We start from the raw sequence: 19820 nt of genomic DNA on the forward strand, positions 1-19820 counted from the left end.
ACTCTTCGAATCATTGACTCAATGACACAGTCTTTGTATGTTTGTATCATGAGCGAGGGTTCCGACGGCGTCGACGAACGGATCATGGACGCCGCGCTCGAACGCATCCTGCAGGTCGGGATCCGCCGGGCCAGCCTGGAGGACATCGCCCGCATGGCCGAGCTCAGCCGGATCACCATCCACCGCCGGTTCGCGGGCAAGGACAACCTGATCCAAGCGGTACTGGCCCGCGAGACCCGGCGCATGCTCGCGGAGGTGACCGCGATCGCCGCCGGCGCCACCGGCGTGGACGCCCAGATCGAGGACACCATGCTGTACGTCCTCTTGCAGACCCGCATCCACCGGCTGGTCACCCAGCTGCTGCGGGTCGCCCCGGACGAAGCGTTGCGCTTCTCCACCGTGCAGGGCGAACGCCTGGTGTCCATCGGCATCGAGTACATCGTCGGCATGCTCACTCATGCCCAGTCCGCGGGCCTCGTCGACGAGTACGACCCGCGCCCGGTGGCCGAACTCGTCGCCCGCCTGGCCCACTCGCTGATGCTCACCCCCGGCGGCGGCAGCGTCGACTTCACCGACGACGACCGCGCCCGCGCCTTTGTCCGCACCACCATCGTGCCTTTGATGAAACACGGCATCACCCGCCCCGACGAGGAGCCCACCCATGACGACGTCCGCGACAATCCCGGCCCGGCATCCCGATCGGCCTCGTAAGGCGCCCGGCCTGGGCCCGTTCGCCGCGCTGCTGCGCATCGGGAAACCTTCCCCGCAGCGCTGGCAGTTGCTCGGCGCCTCGTTGCTCGTCGGCGACGAGCCGATGGACAGCCTCGTCGAGTGGATGTACACCGAAGGCGTGGCCGTCACGCGGCCGTTGTTCGAGCAGGCACTCCGGTCGGGCATCGACAGCATCCCCGGCGCGCCCGCGCCGCTGCGCGAGTTCTTCACCGCCGTCGAGGACACCCCCGCCTGGGTCGACCCGAAGTTGTTGCGCGACGGCGAGCGTGTGTTCCGTTCCGGCGGCAACGACGGGCTGTATTTCGCCCGTGACGTCTCCTTCATCGGCGGCTATCTGGCCTCCGGTTTCAACAAGACCCTGCTGCGCACCGGCGCCCTGGAGAAAGGCCCCGCCCGCCGGTTCGCCGAGACCCTGCAATGGGCGATGGACGTGTCCACCGAGAACGGCATGGACCGTTACGGTGTCGGCTACCGCTCCACCCTGCACGTGCGCCTCATCCACTCGCTGGTCCGCAGGCACGTCGCCGCCATGCCCGACTGGCGCACCGAGGAATGGGGCCTGCCGATCAACCAGACCGACATGGCCGCCACCCTCGTCGGCGCCCTGCTCGCACCCGTCGTCGGCGGCATGGCGCTCGGCGTCATCCTCTCCCCCCGTGAGCTGGCCGCCGCCGCCCACCTCACCCGCTACGTCGGCTGGCTGATCGGCGTCGAAGAGCAATGGCTGCCCACCAGCTTCCGCGACGGCATCGCCATCCTCGACCACTGCCTGACCGCCATCACCAATCCCGACGAGACCAGCCGCCAGCTCGCCCTACCTATGGCCGATGATCCACTGAACTGGTCCTATCCCAACCTGCCCGCGCTGCGCGGCCGGCTCGCCCGCGCCCAGCACCTGTCCGTCAGCAGCGCCTTCCTCGGACCCAAGGCGATGCGTATCCTCGGCTTGCCCGCCTATGTCCCGCCCTGGTACCCCGCGCTGCGCATCCCCGTCAACCTCGTGCGCACCGCCTACACCCACCTGACTCCGGGCGGCCTCGACCGCGCCGCCATCCACGGACGCGAGCAGCAGGAAGCCTTCCTGCGGCGCCTCATCGGCGAAACCAGCGCCACGATAGGGCATTCCGCGCCGCGGCTGGATCGCACCGCCTGACCGCCGATCCGGCAGCGCGACCCCGCAGGCGCTGCCGGACAACCCACGTCGGCGGCGCGTCGGAGAATCTCGACGAGGAACTCGACTTCCCCGAAGACGGGAAACATCCTGGGACGGATTGCGCGACAACGGAATCGGGACCATCGACACCGATGCCGCAGCGGTCGCCGCCTCCGCCGTCGACGGGTATTACGCAACCGGGCTCCTGCGGACCGAGCTTTCCGGCTGACGCCGCCCGGGAAAGGCCGCCGCCGCTGGGTTCACGCTTGTCAACACGTCCTGATGCCGACGCCGCCCGCGCGGGTCCGAGCACACACGGCGGGGAGCAGGCCCGCCGCAGCGCCGACCTGGACGAACAACCCGCAGCAGTCGGTGAGACGGTGAACCGAGCGCGGTAGCGGAGGCCGTGGGTTCGAACATGCGACGCGGACGAGTATGCGCTGTTGTCGACAACGTCACCGGTCGATCTATCTACACTGACAACGCTGAGCACCACCGGATCGACGCCTTGTCCGAAACCACACTTCGACGGAGAAGTTCTATGTGCGGCCGCCGGAACCCCAAGCGCAACAACAACTCACGTCGTCCGGACACCGTACCGGCGATTCGGTATCCGGCCCGATCCGTCATCGACATCCTGCTGCCCGCCATGATCACGCGCCGCAGCGGTGCGCCCACCACCGACACCGGCCTCGTCCACATCTGGGGTTTCACCGGCACCGGCGAGGACGACAGCGCGAGCGCGGCGGGCTTCGCGGAATTCTCGCCCAACGACACCCCCACCGTGGCGGGCTCTCCCATCCTGGACATCGCCGGGCGGATGATGGCGGGTATGAACGGCCGCCTGTGGGGATTCGGGCTGGCCCACCAGGCCGCCGCGGACGCCGTCGTGCACGGGATCGACAACCAGCCCGACACGATCACCTCATCGCCGGACGGGCCGGAAGAATCCTCCACCACCGAGGAAGTGTGGGCCGCCAGCATCTTCGACGCCCGCGGAAGGGAGATCACCCAGCTGCGCTACGTGCATCTGCCGGAGCTCGAACCGATCACCTTCGACAGCGACACCCTCGATCGGCGCAGCACCATTCACGACTGGATCGACCGAGTCCAGACCGGAGTCATCTCGGCGCACGTCTGGGCGGCAGCCCTTGCTCTGGACGCGCAACGCAACCGAGCCGTCCTCGCGCAACTGGAACAGCGACTGCTGAGCTGACCGCAGCGCCCGCCGAACCCGACCCGGCGATGTCACCCACGGCGTCACCGGGTGCGGCGCGGTCCGCGCGAATATCAGGTGTGGGCGCGAGCACCGAACCAACGGGCCAGCGATTCCTCGAGGCCGTCCAGGTCGCCGCCGTCGGCAGCCCACGCCACACAGCCGTCGGGACGGACCAGAATCGCCGAAAGCTCGCGCGGCTGAGCGGCTTTCGCGGTGACGACCCGCACCCGCCCGGACCATCCCGCGGCGCGGGATCGCAAGTCGCCGGAATCGACGAGGTCGAGCAGAATGCCCTCCGCGCCGGTGAAATACTCACCGAGGCGGGTGCCGTCGGCCAATTCGATGTCGGGAGCGACCGATCCGACGAGCGAGTGCCCCCCGCCGATGTCGTAGCGATGCCGAACACCGGAGATGTTCTTGAACACGCCGGTCGCGCCGTCGCGCGAGGCGAGCAGTTCGGCGGCGACGGCGCGCAGGGCACGGCTGCGGATATCGGTGCGCATCAAAGCGACCTGCGCGCGCGTCCAATCCAGCACCCACGCGCCGATGGGATGGCGTTCGGCGGTGTAGGTGTCGAGCAGACCGCCGGGCGCCCATCCGCGCACTTCGGCGGCCAGTTTCCAGCCGAGATTCACCGCGTCGCCGATACCGAGGTTCAGGCCCTGACCTCCGAAAGGTGAGTGCACATGCGCGGCGTCACCGGCGAGCAGCACCCGACCCTTGCGGTAGTCGGGGACCTGGCGGGTGTTGTCGGTGAAACGGGTGGCCGAATGCACGGCGGTGACGACCACCGGGACTCCGCTCACGGCACGGATGCTCTGCTGCAATTCGGCCGCCGTCACCGGGGTCTCCCGGTCGGCGGGCGGGCCGTCCAGTTCGACGGTGAGCACGCGGCCGGGCATCGGTCCATAGGCGTAGATACCGGTCTCGGTGGCATTCCAGCTCATTCGAAGGTTCTCGGCTCCGGTCATGTCCACGATCGCCTGATGGCCGGTGATCTCCGGGTCGAGGCCGGGGAACTCGAACCCGGCGAGCTTGCGGACCGTGCTGCGCCCGCCGTCACAGCCGACCAGCCAGCCGGTGCGCACCCTGCGGTCACCGCAATCGACGGTGACACCCGCGCCGTCGTCGGACAGCCCGATGACCTCCACCCCGCGCCGGACCTCAACGCCGAGTTCGGCAGCGCGGCCACCCAGGATCGCCTCGACGGACTGCTGGGCCACCAGGAAGACCTCGGCGGCCGGACCGACCTCGGCGAATTCCGGATCGTCGAAGTCGACGGCGTCCGAATTCAGCATGATGCCCGCGAAGTGACCCACCGCAGGCCGCCGCCCCCGGTCGATCGGCGGCATGCCGCCATCGCGACGGAACTGCGCGAACCGGGCGAATGCGGCGTCCTGCTCGGCGCGCAGCTGCGGCAGCAGCCCGCGCCGGTACATGGCCTGAGCGGTGGGCACATTGATCGCCCCCGCTTTGATCGTGCGGTCCGGCTCGGCGAGGCGCTCCACCACGAGCACATCCACCCCCGCGAGCCGCAGCTCACAAGCCAGCATGAGCCCGACCGGCCCGGCGCCGACCACCACCACTTCACGTGTCTCGTTCATACGAAACACGCTGCGGCGAAAGCATTGCCCGGCACTTGCACCGGCTTGCACGCCGCTTGCGCGGAGTCGTCACCGCCGGAGTCGACAGACACTCGAAGCGCCCGCTGGATATTCCCGCCTTGTCACAGCTGGGGAGAGAATGGCGGACGTTTGCGCTGGTCATGCGAGAATCTGGACATGGGCTCCCCCTACGACCCGTTGCAGGCGGATCCCTGGGGGCGGGCACGATACGGTCTGCTCGCACTACCGGCCAAGGTACTCGGGGCGGATCCGACCCCGCAGGCGTCTTCGGCGGTCGCCGATACCCGCAAACAGATCGAGAGTCTGATCGCCCCACCACAAGCCTCCGCCACGCTGCGGAAAGTCATCGAATTCACCCGAAACGCTTTCGATCTCATGGTCGACCAACTCGGTAACGGACACCCCGAGGACATTCCGGACCTGATCGTCCTGCTCGATAAGGCCGACTTGTACGACGTAGCCAACGAGTCCATCGTCACCACGCATTACAACGAGAAGTCCGGAAAGCTGGCCCGCCTCGCCGACGATCTGAAAGCCCAAGCCACGGGGATATCCGGCAAGGTGGGCGACGTGGCGAAGGACATCATCGCGTTGATCGGAACGATCAGAGACGAGGCGGCACGTCTCGCACCGGTGCTGCAAGCTGCCACGGTGGCGGTCTCGGCACGCTCGAAGAAATTGTCGCCGACCGAGGAGAAGTCACTCCTGACCGAAATCGTCGCGACACTCGTGCGGGTGGAGACGAAATTCGCCGCGGTCGCCGGGCACAATGCCGACCGGGCCGGGACAACGGGCCCGCTGACCCTGGAACAACTGGAGCGGATCTTCCCCGGCACATCCCGCGCGAAATTGCAGGAGTACCTGCCCTACCTCGACCAGGCGATGCGCGACTTCGGGATCGACACGCCGAAGCGGGAAGCCGCTTTCCTAGCCCAGATCGGGGTGGAAACCGACGACCTGAAAACGCTCGAGGAATACGGTGACGACGAATACTTCAACCGCCTCTACGGGCCCGGCTCCGGCGTCGGCCGAAACTTGGGCAACAACAAGCCCGGCGACGGCGCCCGCTTCCACGGCCGTGGCGCGTTGCAGTTGACCGGTCGCAACAACTACCAGGAGGCGGGCGAGGCCCTCGGTGTCGATCTCGTCGGCGATCACAAGCTGGCCGCGGATCCGAAGTACGCCTTCGCAACCGCCGGGTGGTTCTGGGACGCCAAGAATTTGAACGACCGGGCCGACGAATCGGATGTCGGCGCGATCACCAGATCGATCAACGGAGGTTCAAATGGCGCTTCGGAGCGCAAGGAGAACTACGACCGTGCCCGCAAGGTACTCGACGCGGAATGAACCCGAATTGTTCGCCACGCATCCGCGGCCCCGGTGAGCTCGGCGATGGATCTCCGTTCGGCGGTCAGAGCGCTCCACGAGTCGGTGCGCGGTCCCGTGCGTCTTCTGACCGTCCCCGGCGCCTACGATCCGGTCATGGCGGAGATCAGGAGTGAGCGGCGGGACAAGGTCGCGGTCATCACCGTGCACGACCCGGATCGGCGGAACGCGTTGACACCGGCGCTGTCCGAACAACTGGCCGCCGCGGTGGCCGAGGCCGAGCGCGATACCGGCGTGCACGCGGTGCTCGTCACCGGAACCCCGCCCGCATTCTGCGCCGGAGCCGATCTGAGCGCGCTCGGTGCGGCACGCGAGGAGGGGCTGCGGGTGATCTACGACGGATTCCTCGCGGTCGCGCGCTGCGCACTGCCCACCATCGCGGTGGTCGGCGGCGCCGCCGTCGGCGCGGGACTCAATCTGGCGCTGGCCGCGGATGTCAGGGTCGCCGGTCCTCGCGCGCGGTTCGACGCGCGATTCCTGCGACTGGGCCTTCATCCCGGCGGCGGGATGACCTGGATGCTGCAACGCGCCGTCGGACCGCAACGGGCCGCCGCGATGACGCTGTTCGGGGAGATCCTCGACGCCCAGGCGGCGCTGAGCGCAGGATTGGCGCACCGGGTGATCGACGGCGATCACGACGCGCTGCTCGCCGGAGCGATCGACTTCGCCGCCGGCGCGGCCGAAGCGCCGCGCGATCTGCTCATCACCACCAAACGCACCATGCGCCACACCGCGAATCTCGACGCCCACGCCGATGCCGTCGACGCCGAGATCGTGCCGCAGGTCGCCTCCCTCGACTCCCCGGAATTCGCCGCGCGCCTGGCGGCGAAGCAGGCCGAGATCGGCGGATCGAGATGAACGGCGGCGGCGCGGTGTGGGCGGAGGTCGTCGAAGCGGGACGGAAACGGTTTGGCGTTTCCGGCGGCGGGTAGCCGCTCCGAGACCGCATAGGAAGCGCACGACTCTGCGGCCGATGGTTCGTATCCGGATCGCAGGGGCCTTTCGTGTGTGCCGGGTGTCTTGCGACCACGGAGAGCGAGAGGAGGGCCCTATGCACTACATCGATGACACCAAACACCTGCTCAGCGATCTCGTGGGACGGGTGATCGAGTCGGCGACCAGCTACTCGGGCAGTCAGACCGTGACCATCGCCCGGCCACGAGCCGAGGTCGAGCAGTTCTGGCGCGACCCGACGAGCCTGTCGGAGGTACTGGGCGACGTCGCCGAGGTCAGATCTCCGGCTCCGTCGACCTACGAGTGGAGGTTGTACGCGGGCGCCGACGGACACACGACCTGGAAGACCACACTGCGCGAGGAGGACGGACACTTCCGGTTCGTCGGCTCCGCCGACCAGGACGCAGGCCAGGGTCTCGAAATCGAGCTCACCTTCCGGGAAGCACCGCGGAATCTCGGGACCGAAGTGACGATGCGAGCCCGGACCCCGCTGCCCGACCTGCTGACCGGCGCGGGCATGTTCACCGCGCTCTACCGAGCCCGAGCCCGGCTGCAGACCGGCGAAATGCCCACCCTGGCCCACAATCCGAGCGCCCGCTCTTCCGCTCGGTGAACAGGAGGAGACATGCACGCGCTCTGCTGGAACGGCGTCAACGAACTCGCCGTGGAAACTGTCCCCGATCCGGTTCTGGTCAATCCGCACGATGTCATCGTCCAGGTCCGCCTGACCACCACCTGCGGGTCCGATCTGCACTTCATCGACGGATATCTGCCGGGAATGCGGGAAGGCGACGTCTTCGGACACGAGTTCATGGGCGAGGTCGTAGAAACCGGAGTCGAAGTCACCTCGATCGCCGTGGGTGACCGTGTCGTGGTCCCGTCCTTCATCGGATGCGCATCGTGCTGGTATTGCGACCACGAACTGTATTCCCTTTGCGATACCACCAATCCGAACAGCGCTCTGCAACAACCGCTTTTCGGCTACCCGACGGGCGGCATCTACGGTTACACCCATCCCTTCGGGGGTTATCAGGGTTCCCATGCGCAATATGTCCGTGTTCCCTTCGGCGACACCAACTGTTTCCGGATACCGGAGGGCATCACCGACGAACAAGCATTGTTCCTGTCCGATGCCGTGCCGACGGGACTGATGGGCGCCGAATTCTGCGACATCCACCCCGGCGACACCGTCGCGGTATGGGGCAGCGGCGGCGTCGGATTGATGGCCGGGCACACGGCACGCCTGCTCGACGCCGAGCGGATCTTCGTCATCGACCGCCTTCCCGAGCGGTTGCGCGTGGCGGAAGAGCAGTTCGGCGCGGAAACCATCGACTACACCGCCGTCGACAGCGTCCACGAGATCCTGCGCGAAAGTACCGGTGGCCGCGGGCCCGACGCCTGCATCGAGGCCGTCGGGATGGAAGGACACGGCACCGGACTCCAGCAACTCTACGATCGGGCCAAACAGTTGCTCCGGCTGGAATCGGATCGGGCGACACCGCTGCGGGAAGCGATTCTCGCGTGCCGGAAAGGCGGCATCGTCTCGGTGCTCGGCGTATACGGTCTCACCGACAAATTCCCCATGGGCGTCGTGACGAACAAGGGTCTCACCATCCGCACGGCACAGCAATACGGCCAGCGGTTCGTACCCCGCATGTTCGATTACATCCAACAGGGCGATCTCGACCCCTCCTACCTGATCACCCACGACATGCCGCTCGACGACGCGGTATACGGCTACGACATCTTCAAGCACAAAAAGGAAGGCTGCATCCGCTCCGTTTTCCGGCCCTGAGCGGGCCCATGGGGCCGCAGCGCCGAGATAGCTCGCTGGTTGCCCATCCGATCCGGTAGCCGGATCATCCGCGCCTCGTCGGCTCGATCGAATCGCCGCAAACGCCCACGTGCTCTGCGCGGCAGTGGGTACGCTGCCCGACGAGCCCTCCGGGGCGGCCTCCGCGCGGCACGTACCGCGCAACTTCCGAACAAACTCTTGACTCGTTCCAGAAAACGGACGAGACTTCCGAGCATGCCAACGGCCTCGGAGTTCCAGCAGATGCTGCGAGGAGTTTCGCTACGTGTGACCCGCCCGCGGGTCGCGGTGCTCAGCGCGGTCCACGACCACCCGCACGCCGACACGGAGTCGATCATCCGCGCTGTTCGATCCGCGCTGCCCGAGGTGTCCCACCAAACGGTCTACGACTCATTGAACGCACTCACCGCCACCGGCCTGGTCCGGCGTATCCAGCCGTCCGGGTCCGTCGCCCGCTACGAATCGCGGGTCGGCGACAACCACCATCACGTCGTATGCCGAGGATGCGGGGTGATCGCCGATGTCGACTGCGCCATCGGCGAGGCCCCGTGTCTGACCGCGTCCGATGACAGCGGGTTCTCGATCGATGAAGCCGAGGTCATCTACTGGGGCCTGTGCCCCGATTGTGTGGAATCACAGGCTTCCCGATCACATTCGTGATCGCAGCCCACATCACTCATTCAGGAAGGAATGCTGTGTCATCCGATAGCCGCCCGCCCAATCCTGACACCAAGACCCACAGCGCGAGCGAGAGCGAGAACCCGGCGATCCCGTCGCCCACCGCGAAGACGGACCACCGCCCCCGCAGCAACAAGGACTGGTGGCCGGAGCAGATCGATGTCTCGGTGCTGCACGCCCATACGTCCAAGTCCAACCCGCTCGGAGAGGACTTCAACTACCCAGAAGAATTCAAGAAGCTCGACGTCGACGCCCTCAAGGCCGACGTCGCGGCGGTCCTGACCAATTCGCAGGACTGGTGGCCCGCCGACTACGGCCACTACGGCGGCCTGTTCATCCGGATGAGCTGGCACGCCGCGGGCACCTACCGCATCTCCGACGGCCGCGGCGGCGGCGGTCAGGGCGCGCAGCGTTTCGCGCCGCTGAACAGCTGGCCGGACAACGCCAACCTGGACAAGGCGCGCCGGCTGCTGTGGCCGGTCAAGCAGAAGTACGGCAGCAAGATCTCGTGGGCCGACCTGCTGGTGTTCGCGGGCAACGTGGCCCTCGAGTCGATGGGGTTCAAGACCTTCGGCTTCGGCTTCGGCCGTCCGGACATCTGGGAGGCGGAGGAGGTCTTCTGGGGTCCGGAGGACACCTGGCTCGGCGACGAGCGCTACAGCGGTGACCGCGAGCTGGCCAACCCGCTCGGCGCCGTCCAGATGGGCCTGATCTATGTGAATCCCGAAGGGCCCAACGGTCAGCCGGATCCCGTGGCCGCCGCGCGCGACATCCGCGAGACATTCGGCCGCATGGCGATGAACGACGAGGAGACCGCCGCGCTGATCGTCGGCGGCCACAGCTTCGGCAAGACCCACGGCGCGGGCGATGCCGGCCTGGTCGGCGCCGAACCGGAAGGCGCTCCCCTCGAACAGCAGGGCCTGGGCTGGAAGAGCGCGTACGGCACCGGCAAGGGCAAGGACGCCATCACCAGCGGCCTGGAGGTCGTCTGGACCGCCACCCCGACCAAGTGGGGCAACGGCTTCCTGCAGAACCTGTACGGCTACGAATGGGAGCTGACCAAGAGCCCCGCCGGGGCCTGGCAGTGGAAGCCGAAGGACGGTGCGGGCGAGGGCGCGATCCCGGATCCGTTCGGCGGGCCCGCGCGTACGCCGACCATGCTGACCACGGACCTGTCGCTGCGCGAAGACCCGATCTATCGGGAGATCACCCGGCGCTGGCTCGATCACCCCGAGGAGCTGGCCGAGGCGTTCGCCAAGGCGTGGTACAAGCTCCTGCACCGCGACATGGGCCCGATCAGCCGCTACCTCGGCCCCTGGGTTCCCGAGCCGCAGCTGTGGCAGGATCCCGTTCCCGCCGTCGATCACGAGTTGATCGACGAGCAGGACATCGCGGAGCTGAAGAGCAAGGTGCTCGAGTCCGGCCTGTCGGTCGCGCAGCTGGTCAAGACCGCCTGGGCCTCGGCAGCCAGCTACCGCAGCACCGACAAGCGCGGTGGCGCCAACGGTGCCCGGATCCGGCTCGAGCCGCAGAAGAACTGGGAAGTCAACGAGCCGGACGAGCTGGCCAAGGTGCTGCCGGTGCTCGAGCAGATCCAGCAGAACTTCAACGGTTCGGCCTCCGGCGGCAAGAAGGTCTCGCTCGCCGACCTGATCATCCTGGCCGGGTCCGCGGCGATCGAGAAGGCCGCCAAGGACGCGGGCCACGATGTCACGGTGCCGTTCGCACCCGGACGGACGGACGCCACCCAGGAGAACACCGACGTCGAGTCGTTCGCGGTGCTCGAACCGCGGGCCGACGGGTTCCGCAACTACACGCGGACCGGCGAGAAGGCTCCGCTGGAGCGCCTGCTGCTCGACCGGGCGTACATGCTGGACGTGACCGCTCCGGAGCTGACGGTGCTCATCGGTGGTCTGCGCGCTCTGGGCGCCAACTACGGCGGCACCGACCACGGTGTATTCACCGACCGGCCGGGCGTGCTGACGAACGACTTCTTCGTCAACCTGCTCGACCAGAACACCGAGTGGAAGGCGTCGGAGTCGGCGGAGAACGTCTACGAAGGCTTCGACCGCGCCTCCGGTGCGGCGAAGTGGACGGCGACGGCCAACGACCTCATCTTCGGATCGCACTCCGTGCTGCGGGCGGTGGCCGAGGTGTACGCGCAGGACGACGCGAAGGCGAAGTTCGTCGACGACTTCGTCGCGGCGTGGGTCAAGGTGGTCGAAAACGACCGGTTCGATCTCGCCTGATCGATATTCGACGATCCGGGCCGGTTCTTCGGGGCCGGCCTGGATCGTCTCGTCACCCGCCGTCCGATGGACCGTCGAGCGCAACGAATTCCGTTCCGCGCACCCACGATTCGCGGTCCTATAGCGATTGCGCGACCTCGTCGTCCTGGCGGCGCCCGGTGGTCATGTACAGGGTGCGGCGGCCCACCTCGACGGCGTGGTCGCCGAAGCGTTCGTAATAGCGGCCGAGCAGAGTGACGTCGACCGCGGCCGCGGTGCCGTTGTCCCATCCTTCGGCCAGGATCGCCGCCAGCAGCGCGCGGTGTAGATCGTCCATGGTGTCGTCGCGAGCGTCGATGTCCGCGGCATCGCCGGGGTCGGCGGTGGTCAGCACACCGACCGCGGCGTCGGCGAGGTCGACGGCCGCTGCACCCATATGGGTCACCAGATCTCGCACCGGTTCGGGGACCACGTCGGCGGGATGCCTGCGTCTGGCGGCGTCGGCGATGTGCTCGGTCAGCGCGCTCATCCGGGTGAGGTCATCGACCAATTGCAGCGCCGTCACCACCTGCCGCAGTTCTCCCGCGACGGGAGCTTCGAGGGCGAGAAGGGTGACCGCGGCGTGCTCGGCGTCCTCGCGCATCGCGGCGGTTTCGGCGCAGTAGTCGATGGTGCGTTCGGCCAGCTCCAGATCCGCGCCGAGAAGGGCGTCGGTGGCCATCGCGATGGCCTCCCGATTGCGCACGCACATCGCTCGCAAGTGGTCGGCGAGCTGCTCGAGGTGATCGTGGAAGCGGGTGCGCACCCCTCCATCATCGCGCGCATCCCGCCGGCGCGCTGCGGGTCCGCGATCGCGCACCGGTCGACTGCCGGAACCTGAGTTAACATCGTGGTTTGCCTGAGAAAGCTGTTCGTCGGCCGCGCCGCTGCCGGTCGGGCTGGAAGGGGCCGGTGTGGATCTGCCATCAGCGGGGCCGTTGACGGCGCGGACCGGTACCGCCGCGACGTGGTGGTCGTGTTGCGCCGCCGGGATGTCGATGCCGTGGCGCACGCTGCAGCCGCGACGTCGCGACACGGAGTTGCTCGACACGCTCACCGACGCGGGATTGCCCCCGGCGCGAGCCAGGGTCCGGCTGACCGCGCTCATCCATGGTGTGCGGCCCGCTCCGGCCTACGGGGTGATCGAAGGAGCGTTGCGGCCGCCCTCGGTAGCGATCGCTATGACCAGTTTTCTGGTCGAACACCCACAGGCTCGTTTCGTGGTCGATCCGGCGATGTGCGCCGACGTACACGCCCGGGTCCTGCCGCAGCTGCGCCGCCCGTATCGCGATCTCGTCGCTCCACGTAAATCGCTTGTCGGCCTAGCTGATTCGCTCGCGATGTCCGCTGTCCCCGTGGACGCACTCGACTTCGCGATCGCGACGCACATCCACTGGGACCACGTGGCCGGACTGCTCGACCTGCCGGCATCCCTCGCGTTGCGGGTGACCACGGCCGAATTGGAATGGGCGACGAACCCCGAGACGGCCCCCATGGGCGTCGCGGAGTCGCTCGGCTCACGACCGACGCCGTCCTTCGACCTCGACGGGCCTCCCGTACTCACCTTTTCCCGCAGCCACGACCTCTTCGGCGACGGCTCGGTGCTGGCGGTGGACCTCTCCGGGCACACCCCTGGCAGCATCGGGCTCGTTCTCGCGGTAGCGGACGGGGGCACCGTGCTGTTGGCGGGCGACGCCGTCTGGCGGCGGGAGCAGATCCCGCTGCTGCGCGAGAAACCCCCGCTGCCAGGGCTTCTCGTCGACCACGACCGATCCGCCGCCTTCGCAGCGATCCACCGCCTGCACTGCCTGCCCGCGGACGTCGAGGTCGTTCCCACCCACGACCACACCGCGGCGAAAAGATGGGCGCATCGATAACCGCGCGGCCGTCCGCTGCCCCGGCGGGCTCGATCGGCGCCGCGCCGGTCACCGTGCGGTGTACCTCGGTCATCTCCTGACGCGATCGATGAGGGCGGCCGGCAGCGAGCTCATGATTGAGGCTCATATCCCGGCCCAGGAAACTCCACCAGTATTTCTTCGCCCAATCGAGCAGCCAGCTCACGTCGGTTTCTGATCCGCGGTCTCCGAACCCGCCCGATCACACGCCGAGGACGGGGCCAAGGTCCCTCGGCAAGTGTCGGTTCGACTCTGTGCGCGGTCTTTCACGCCGCATAGCGTCCGTGGTACCCGCGTTCGGCGAGGCGCGGTGCGGAGGAGCCAGCCATGCGCGCACGAGTCGTCTACGAATCGATGTTCGGCAACACCGCGGCGGTCGCGGAAGCCATCGCGGAAGGGCTGCGCGAGCACGCCGACGTCGAAGTCGTGCCGGTGGCCGCGGCCGCCGAAGTGCTCGCTCCGAAGGTGCATCTGCTCGTGGTCGGCGGACCGACCCGCACCTTCCGGCTCAGCCGTCGGCGTACCCGCCGCGACGCCGCCAAGCGAACCGATGCGCCGATCGCCGACATCGGTGTCCGGGAGTGGCTCGAAGCGGCACTGCCCGTTCCGCGGGGCCACACTGCCATCGCGTTCGCCACCAAACCGGCCGGTCAGTCGTGGCTGTCCGGATCGACCGCACGCGGCATCGGAAAACGACTACGACGTTTGGGCTATTCCCTCGCCGACGACCCGATGGATTTCCTCCTCGAAGACTCGACCGGCCCGCTCGGGCCAGGAGAGCTGGAACGCGCCCGTGCCTGGGCCGCGCGCATCGCCCACACCGAACTGGACCGGATCTCGCACCCGGATTGCCGGCACCGGAACGACGCACGAGATCAACGACTCGACCAATGGGCAGCTCCGGCTGACGACCGCGGGCGAGCGGTGCCGCCGCACCGGCGGAAGAGCCGGTGATCATCACTCGCTCACCGAGTTCATCGGCAGCCGGACCGTCGCTCCCGCCTCGAGCCGCGCGGTCTGGTCCCGGCAGGTGACCTCGATCGGCGGCGACGCGCCGGGATCCGAGCCGATCTCGACGCCATCGCCGCTGACGCGCACGGTCAGCCGATGGCCGCGATAGATCATCGGAAACGACAGGGCGCCCAAGGACTCCGGCCAATACGGGCAGAACACCAGGCGGTCGCGGCGCAGTTCCATACCGGTGAAACACCGTTGCAGCAGATCGACGCTGCCCGCCATCGCGGCGAGATGAATCCCCTCCGCGGTGGTTCCGCCCTGGATATCGGCGACGTCGGAGCCGAGCACCAGATCGAAGAACTCCACGACGCGCTCCCGGTTGGCCCGCGCCAGCACCCACGAATGCACCAGCGCGCTGAGCGTTGAGCCGTGCGACGTGCGCGACAGGTAGTAGTCGATGGTCCGCGGAATCATCTCGGCGGGCAGTTCGTATCCGAGATGTCCCAGCAGTTCCCGGAGTTCGTCGGCCGACAGTAGATAGAACAGCATCAGGACATCGGCTTGTTTGGCGGCCCGATAGCGGTTGACGTCGTCGCCCTCGGCCTCGAGTAGCCGGTCCAGCCGCTGGATGTTGCCGTATCGACGACGGTAGTGATCCCAATCGAGTTCGGCCAGTCGCTCGTATCCCTCGAACTGGCTGATGACTCCGTCGTGGAACGGGACGTACATTCGCCGAGCGACAACGGACCAGTGCTCCGATTCCGACGGTCGCACCGACAGCTTCTCCAGCAGCTCCGATCGTTCGCGCGGTGCCAGCAGAGCGAGCGCGTCGATCGCCCGCAGGATCACCCAGGCCGCCATCACATTGGTGTAGGCGTTGTTGTCGATACCGGCCTCCGGCGCGTCCGGATAGCCGGAATGGAACTCGTCCGGGCCGATCACGCCACGGATGGTGTAGCGGTCGCGCTCGGCGTCGTAGCGCGCCAGGCTCGACCAGAAACGAGCGATCTCCACCAGCAATTCCGCGCCGCATCCGACGAGGAACTCCAGGTCGCCGGTGGCCTGGTAGTACTGCCAGACGTTGTAGGCGATCGCGATCCCGATGTGGTGCGCACGGCGGCTCGGATCCGGATTCCAGCGTCTCGACAGTGGATTCAGATGCATCCGCTGGCTTTCTTCACGGCCGTCACTGCCGGACTGCCACGGGAACATCGCCCCGGCGAGTCCCGCTTCCGCAGCCGCTCGCCTGGCCTCGGTCAGACGGCGATAGCGGTACCGCAGCAGAGAACGGGTCAGCTCGGGAAACCGCGGATTCAGCACGGGAAAGACGAACAGCTCGTCCCAGAACACATGACCGCGATAGGCCTCACCGTGCAGGCCGCGCGCGGGCACGCCCACATCCATGTTCGTGGTGTTCGGTGACAAGGTCTGCATCAGGTGCAACAGGTGCAGGCGCACGATGCGCGTCGCGTCCTGGGCACCGTCCAGGTCGATCCGCAGCCGCGCCCACAGATGCTCCCACGCCACCGCGTGTCCCTCGAACAGATCCGCGTAGCTGTCGACCGCGTCGACCCAGCGCGCGGCTTCCTCGTCGGGTCCCGCCGTGGCCGGGTCACGTCCGGTGAACACGGCGACGACCTTCTCCACGGTCACCGCGTCCCCGCTGGTGACCGGCAGCGTGAAATCGTGCCCGATCAGGCCGTCCTCGTGGATCGCTTCGCATGCCGGGTCGATGGGCTCCCCGCCGCGTCGCAGACCGCTGCGCGTCGCGACGGCCACCGGCGTTCTCGAGGCGCGGGTCCGCGCCGAGAGCAGCACCGATCTCGCGGACAGGTGTACGGCGTGTTCGGTCACCAGATGGGTGTCGGACAGGTCCCAATACCGCTGCACCAACTGATTGCGAACGGATCCATCGATCGCCGAGCGGATGGTCAGTTCGCCCGACCAGTTCTCGGCGGTGATCGTCGTCGCCATCGCGCCCGAGTGCGGACGATGCATGGCGGCGAACCGGCGTTGCGTCACCGCGGTGATCCGACCCGACGGATCGCGAAAACGGAACCGCCGCACGAGTTCGGCGCGGCGCAGATCCAGCTGCTGCCGGTAATCCAGCAAATCCGCGGTATCGATGTCGAACCAGGGGCCGCGTTCGATCCGGAAGGTCAGCGGGAGCCAATTCGGCAGATTGACCAGACTTTCGTTGTCGACCACGTGGCCGGTTATCGTGTCGGAGAGCCGGTTGTACACCCCGCCCACATACGTACCCGGGTAGTGGACCGCTCCCGCCCCGCATTCCGGCGCCGCACCGCGGGTGGCGAAATAACCGTTGCCGACCGTGCACAGTGACTCCCGAAGCTTCTCTCGGGCCGGGTCGTATCCATCGAAGTCGAGTGTCCACGACTCCGGCGCGGCCGCGACGGTATCGGGTCGCAGCCTGCGGGCCAGCCGATCGAGGAAGTCGCGGACCCGATGCGGCCCGTCGATCGCGTACCGGGCGGCGGTGTGCCTGTCGCCGGTCTCCCCGTGGCGCACCACGATGGCGAGCCCATCCGCTTCGACGGCATCGAACGCGTCCTCGTCGGTCAGATCGTCGCCGAGATAGACCGGCAGCACCGGGACGGTGAGATGGTCGAGAATCCACCGCACCGCGGCGCCCTTGTCCCAGTCCACATCCGGGCGCAGCTCGGCGACACGCCTGCCGTGGGTGACGCGCAATCCCGCCGTGTGCCCTGCCTCGTGCACCGCGGCGACCACTCCCCCGACGTGTTCCGCCGTGACGTTGCGGTAGTGAACGGCGACCGCGAACCGCTTGTGCTCCACCAGGATTCCGGGAACATCCCGCAGGCGACGCCGAAGTTCACCGGCCGCCGCGGCGAGCGCATCCTCGGCGCCGGGTGCGGCATCGTGCACGTGCCCGGCGCCGTCCGGGGCCACCAGATCGAAGCCGTGACTGCCCGCGTACCAGATTCCGCCGACGCCGACGCGGGCACGCAAATCGGCGAGATCGCGTCCGCTGACGACCGCGACGGGGCATTCCGCTGCCAGCTTCCGCAATGCGGCCGCCACGCCCGCGACCGGTTCGGCGGCATTCGGATCGGGGACGATATCCGCGACGGTGCCGTCGAAGTCGAGCAGCACCGCGACTTTCGCGGTGCTCAGACGGTCGGCTATCCGCGGCCAGCCCTCCTCGACGTCCGGCAGCTCCGACATCCGCCGGAAGCCCCCGCGCAACCGCACCCGAGCGAGGTCATCGACGACGACGTCGGCTCCCCGGGCCAGCAGCCCATCCGCGTTCGCCCGCCGATCGACACCGATGACAAGCGCGAAGCCCCCACTGCGACCGGCGGCGACGCCCGCCTCGGCATCCTCGACCACAACCGTCCGGTCCGGTCCGGCCCCGAGTCGGCGCGCGGCCTCGAGCAACATCGCCGGATCGGGCTTCCCCGCCAGGCCCAATTCCTCGGCATCGTTCCCGTCCACCCGCACCGTGAACAGGTCCGCGACACCGGCGGCCGTGAGCACCTGCGCGCAATGCCGGCTGGCGGAGAAGATGCCCGTGCCGATGCCCGCGGCCGTCAGACGACGAACGAGGTCGACGGTCGACGGGAACACCCGGACACCGTCACGTGCGACGCGCTCGCGGAACAGGTGATCCTTGCGGTTTCCGAGCCCACATACGGTTTCGGCCGTCTCCGGATCGGCGGCGGTGCCCCAGGGCAACGCGATACCTCGCGCCGCGAGGAAGTCCGCGACGCCTCGATAGCGTGGCTTGCCGTCGACGAAGCGGAGGTAATCGGTTTCGGTGAACGGCGACCGGTCCTGTCCGGCACCGGCGGGACGCCGGGTGAGGAAGTCGTCGAACAATTCCGTCCACGCCGCGGCGTGCATCGACGCGCTGTCGGTCACCACCCCGTCCATGTCGAAGATCACCGCGTCGTGGCGGCGCGAATCGATCCGCGGCGTCGCCCGCACACCGTTGCCCACGACTTCCAGCCTGACCGAGTCGCCGGTGTCCCGTCCAGGGACGAAAGTCCGCAACAACCGCCTGACGTGGGGGCCACCAGCGACGAGATCCGGGACCAACGACTGTTTTCCCATCGGCGTGGGAGACCTACCGTCGGCCATATGAACGAGCTACCCACCGGAGAAACCATCGAGAAGGCCGTCCTCCTCGCCGGCCGGGCGCCGTCGCTGCACAACAGCCAGCCCTGGCACTGGACGTTCGACGGCCAAGCGCTGCGGCTGTTCGCGGTACCCGAACGCCGCCTCCCGGCGACCGACACCGCCGGTCGTCAGATGCTGATCAGCTGCGGTGTCGCGCTGGGCCATCTCCGCGCGGCCATGTCCGCTGCCGGTTGGCGCACCCTCGTCGCCCATTTCCCCAACCCGAATCGTCGCAATCATCTCGCCACCATCACGTTTCATCGGGCGCATTTCGTGACCGACGCCGACCGCGCCCGCGCCGACGCCATCCTGCGCAGGCACACCGACCGGCTGCCGTTCGCGGCGCCGCCCGGATGGCCCGATTTCGAAACCGTGCTGCGCAGCACGTTCGATCCCGCCGACGCCACGCTGAACGTCCTGCACGACGACAGCCGCCCCACGTTGGCCCGCGCCTCGGAGATGACCGCGTCGCTGCGCCGCTACGACCCGGATTACCACGCCGAATTGCAATGGTGGACGGGGCACGTCGTCGCCGACGCCGGTGTCCCCAAGGAGTCGCTGATCTCCGAGCAGGAACGGCAGCGGGTGAGCGTGGGCCGCAAGTTCCCCACCGTCTCCGGTGACCGGCGCGGTGAGGTCGCCGACGACCATTCGGTGATCCTGGTCCTCTCCACCGACAGCGACACCCCCGACGACGTGGTGCACTGCGGTGAGGTGCTGTCCACGGTGCTGCTGGAGTGCACCCTCGCGGGGTACGCGACCTGTCCGCTGACCCACCTGACCGAAGTCCCGCAGAGCCGCGCGCTGGTCCGCACGCTGACCGGCGGTTTCGGCTTGCCGCAGGTGCTGGTCCGGGTCGGCTCGGCACCCGAATCCGCGCAGGACGCTCCACTGACGCCGCGCCGTCCACTCTCGGAGATCCTCGAGATGTCCGGTCCACAGGGCGAGGTGGACTGAGGCCACATCGATATCCGGGACGT

15 protein-coding genes are annotated in these 19820 nt (G+C 68.0%); 12 read left to right on the forward strand and 3 right to left on the reverse strand.

Annotated elements, in window-relative coordinates; translation table 11 throughout:
• The first annotated feature begins 48 nt into the window (after nt 1–48).
• The 3 genes from ACWESM_RS30555 to ACWESM_RS30565 all read left to right on the forward strand — a co-directional run bounded on the left by ACWESM_RS30555 (nt 49) and on the right by ACWESM_RS30565 (nt 3101).
• Nucleotides 49–711, forward strand: coding sequence for a TetR/AcrR family transcriptional regulator (locus ACWESM_RS30555; RefSeq protein ID WP_397276646.1), 663 nt, complete (start codon nt 49–51; stop codon nt 709–711).
• Nucleotides 662–1885 carry an oxygenase MpaB family protein gene (locus tag ACWESM_RS30560; protein ID WP_452494727.1) on the forward strand — a complete coding sequence of 408 codons (1224 nt, stop codon included), beginning with the start codon at nt 662–664 and terminating at the stop codon, nt 1883–1885. The genes ACWESM_RS30555 and ACWESM_RS30560 overlap by 50 nt, the downstream gene beginning before the upstream one ends.
• A 541-nt stretch (nt 1886–2426) precedes the next feature.
• The gene (locus ACWESM_RS30565; RefSeq protein WP_356968478.1) at nt 2427–3101 is read left to right on the forward strand and encodes a hypothetical protein; all 675 of its coding nucleotides are present in this window, start codon (nt 2427–2429) and stop codon (nt 3099–3101) included.
• Between the two features lie 74 nt (nt 3102–3175).
• On the opposite strand, the gene ACWESM_RS30570 is transcribed toward ACWESM_RS30565, so the two are convergent.
• A complete protein-coding gene (locus ACWESM_RS30570) occupies nt 3176–4708 on the reverse strand; it encodes an FAD-dependent monooxygenase (RefSeq protein WP_364435406.1) in 1533 nt (510 codons plus the stop codon).
• Between the two features lie 177 nt (nt 4709–4885).
• Between ACWESM_RS30570 and ACWESM_RS30575 the strand changes: the two genes are divergently transcribed.
• The 6 genes from ACWESM_RS30575 (at nt 4886) to katG (ending at nt 11809) form a co-directional block, all read left to right on the forward strand.
• Nucleotides 4886–6076, forward strand: a complete 1191-nt coding sequence (locus ACWESM_RS30575) for a glycoside hydrolase family 19 protein (RefSeq protein WP_452494730.1) — start codon at nt 4886–4888, stop codon at nt 6074–6076.
• 135 nt (nt 6077–6211) lie between these two features.
• Nucleotides 6212–6973 (forward strand): enoyl-CoA hydratase, encoded by a 762-nt coding sequence (locus ACWESM_RS30580; protein ID WP_364435400.1) that lies wholly within the window; start codon nt 6212–6214, stop codon nt 6971–6973.
• A gap of 193 nt (nt 6974–7166) precedes the next feature.
• On the forward strand, nt 7167–7682 hold the full coding sequence (locus ACWESM_RS30585; protein WP_355079388.1) for an SRPBCC family protein: 516 nt from the start codon (nt 7167–7169) through the stop codon (nt 7680–7682).
• A gap of 12 nt (nt 7683–7694) precedes the next feature.
• A complete protein-coding gene (locus ACWESM_RS30590) occupies nt 7695–8864 on the forward strand; it encodes a zinc-dependent alcohol dehydrogenase (protein ID WP_397276658.1) in 1170 nt (389 codons plus the stop codon).
• 234 nt (nt 8865–9098) lie between these two features.
• A complete protein-coding gene (locus ACWESM_RS30595; protein ID WP_355079392.1) occupies nt 9099–9542 on the forward strand; it encodes a Fur family transcriptional regulator in 444 nt (147 codons plus the stop codon).
• 35 nt (nt 9543–9577) lie between these two features.
• On the forward strand, nt 9578–11809 hold the full coding sequence (gene katG / locus ACWESM_RS30600) for a catalase/peroxidase HPI (RefSeq protein WP_356968487.1): 2232 nt from the start codon (nt 9578–9580) through the stop codon (nt 11807–11809).
• 118 nt (nt 11810–11927) lie between these two features.
• Here katG and phoU read toward each other — a convergent pair whose 3' ends face one another.
• Nucleotides 11928–12593 carry a phosphate signaling complex protein PhoU gene (phoU, locus tag ACWESM_RS30605; protein WP_355079396.1) on the reverse strand — a complete coding sequence of 222 codons (666 nt, stop codon included), beginning with the start codon at nt 12591–12593 and terminating at the stop codon, nt 11928–11930.
• Nucleotides 12594–12741: 148 nt separating this feature from the next.
• Here phoU and ACWESM_RS30610 point away from each other — a divergent pair, with 148 nt between their 5' ends.
• A complete protein-coding gene (locus tag ACWESM_RS30610; RefSeq protein WP_452494734.1) occupies nt 12742–13704 on the forward strand; it encodes an MBL fold metallo-hydrolase in 963 nt (320 codons plus the stop codon).
• A 345-nt stretch (nt 13705–14049) separates the two neighbouring features.
• Nucleotides 14050–14676 carry a flavodoxin domain-containing protein gene (locus ACWESM_RS30615; RefSeq protein WP_452494736.1) on the forward strand — a complete coding sequence of 209 codons (627 nt, stop codon included), beginning with the start codon at nt 14050–14052 and terminating at the stop codon, nt 14674–14676.
• Nucleotides 14677–14679: 3 nt separating this feature from the next.
• On the opposite strand, the gene otsB is transcribed toward ACWESM_RS30615, so the two are convergent.
• Nucleotides 14680–18660 (reverse strand): trehalose-phosphatase, encoded by a 3981-nt coding sequence (gene otsB, locus ACWESM_RS30620; protein ID WP_452494738.1) that lies wholly within the window; start codon nt 18658–18660, stop codon nt 14680–14682.
• A gap of 141 nt (nt 18661–18801) precedes the next feature.
• Here otsB and ACWESM_RS30625 point away from each other — a divergent pair, with 141 nt between their 5' ends.
• Complete coding sequence (locus ACWESM_RS30625; RefSeq protein WP_356968497.1) at nt 18802–19797, forward strand: Acg family FMN-binding oxidoreductase; 996 nt, start codon at nt 18802–18804, stop codon at nt 19795–19797.
• Nucleotides 19798–19820 lie beyond the last annotated feature (23 nt).

The sequence above is a fragment of the Nocardia sp. NPDC003999 genome, from assembly GCF_053604885.1.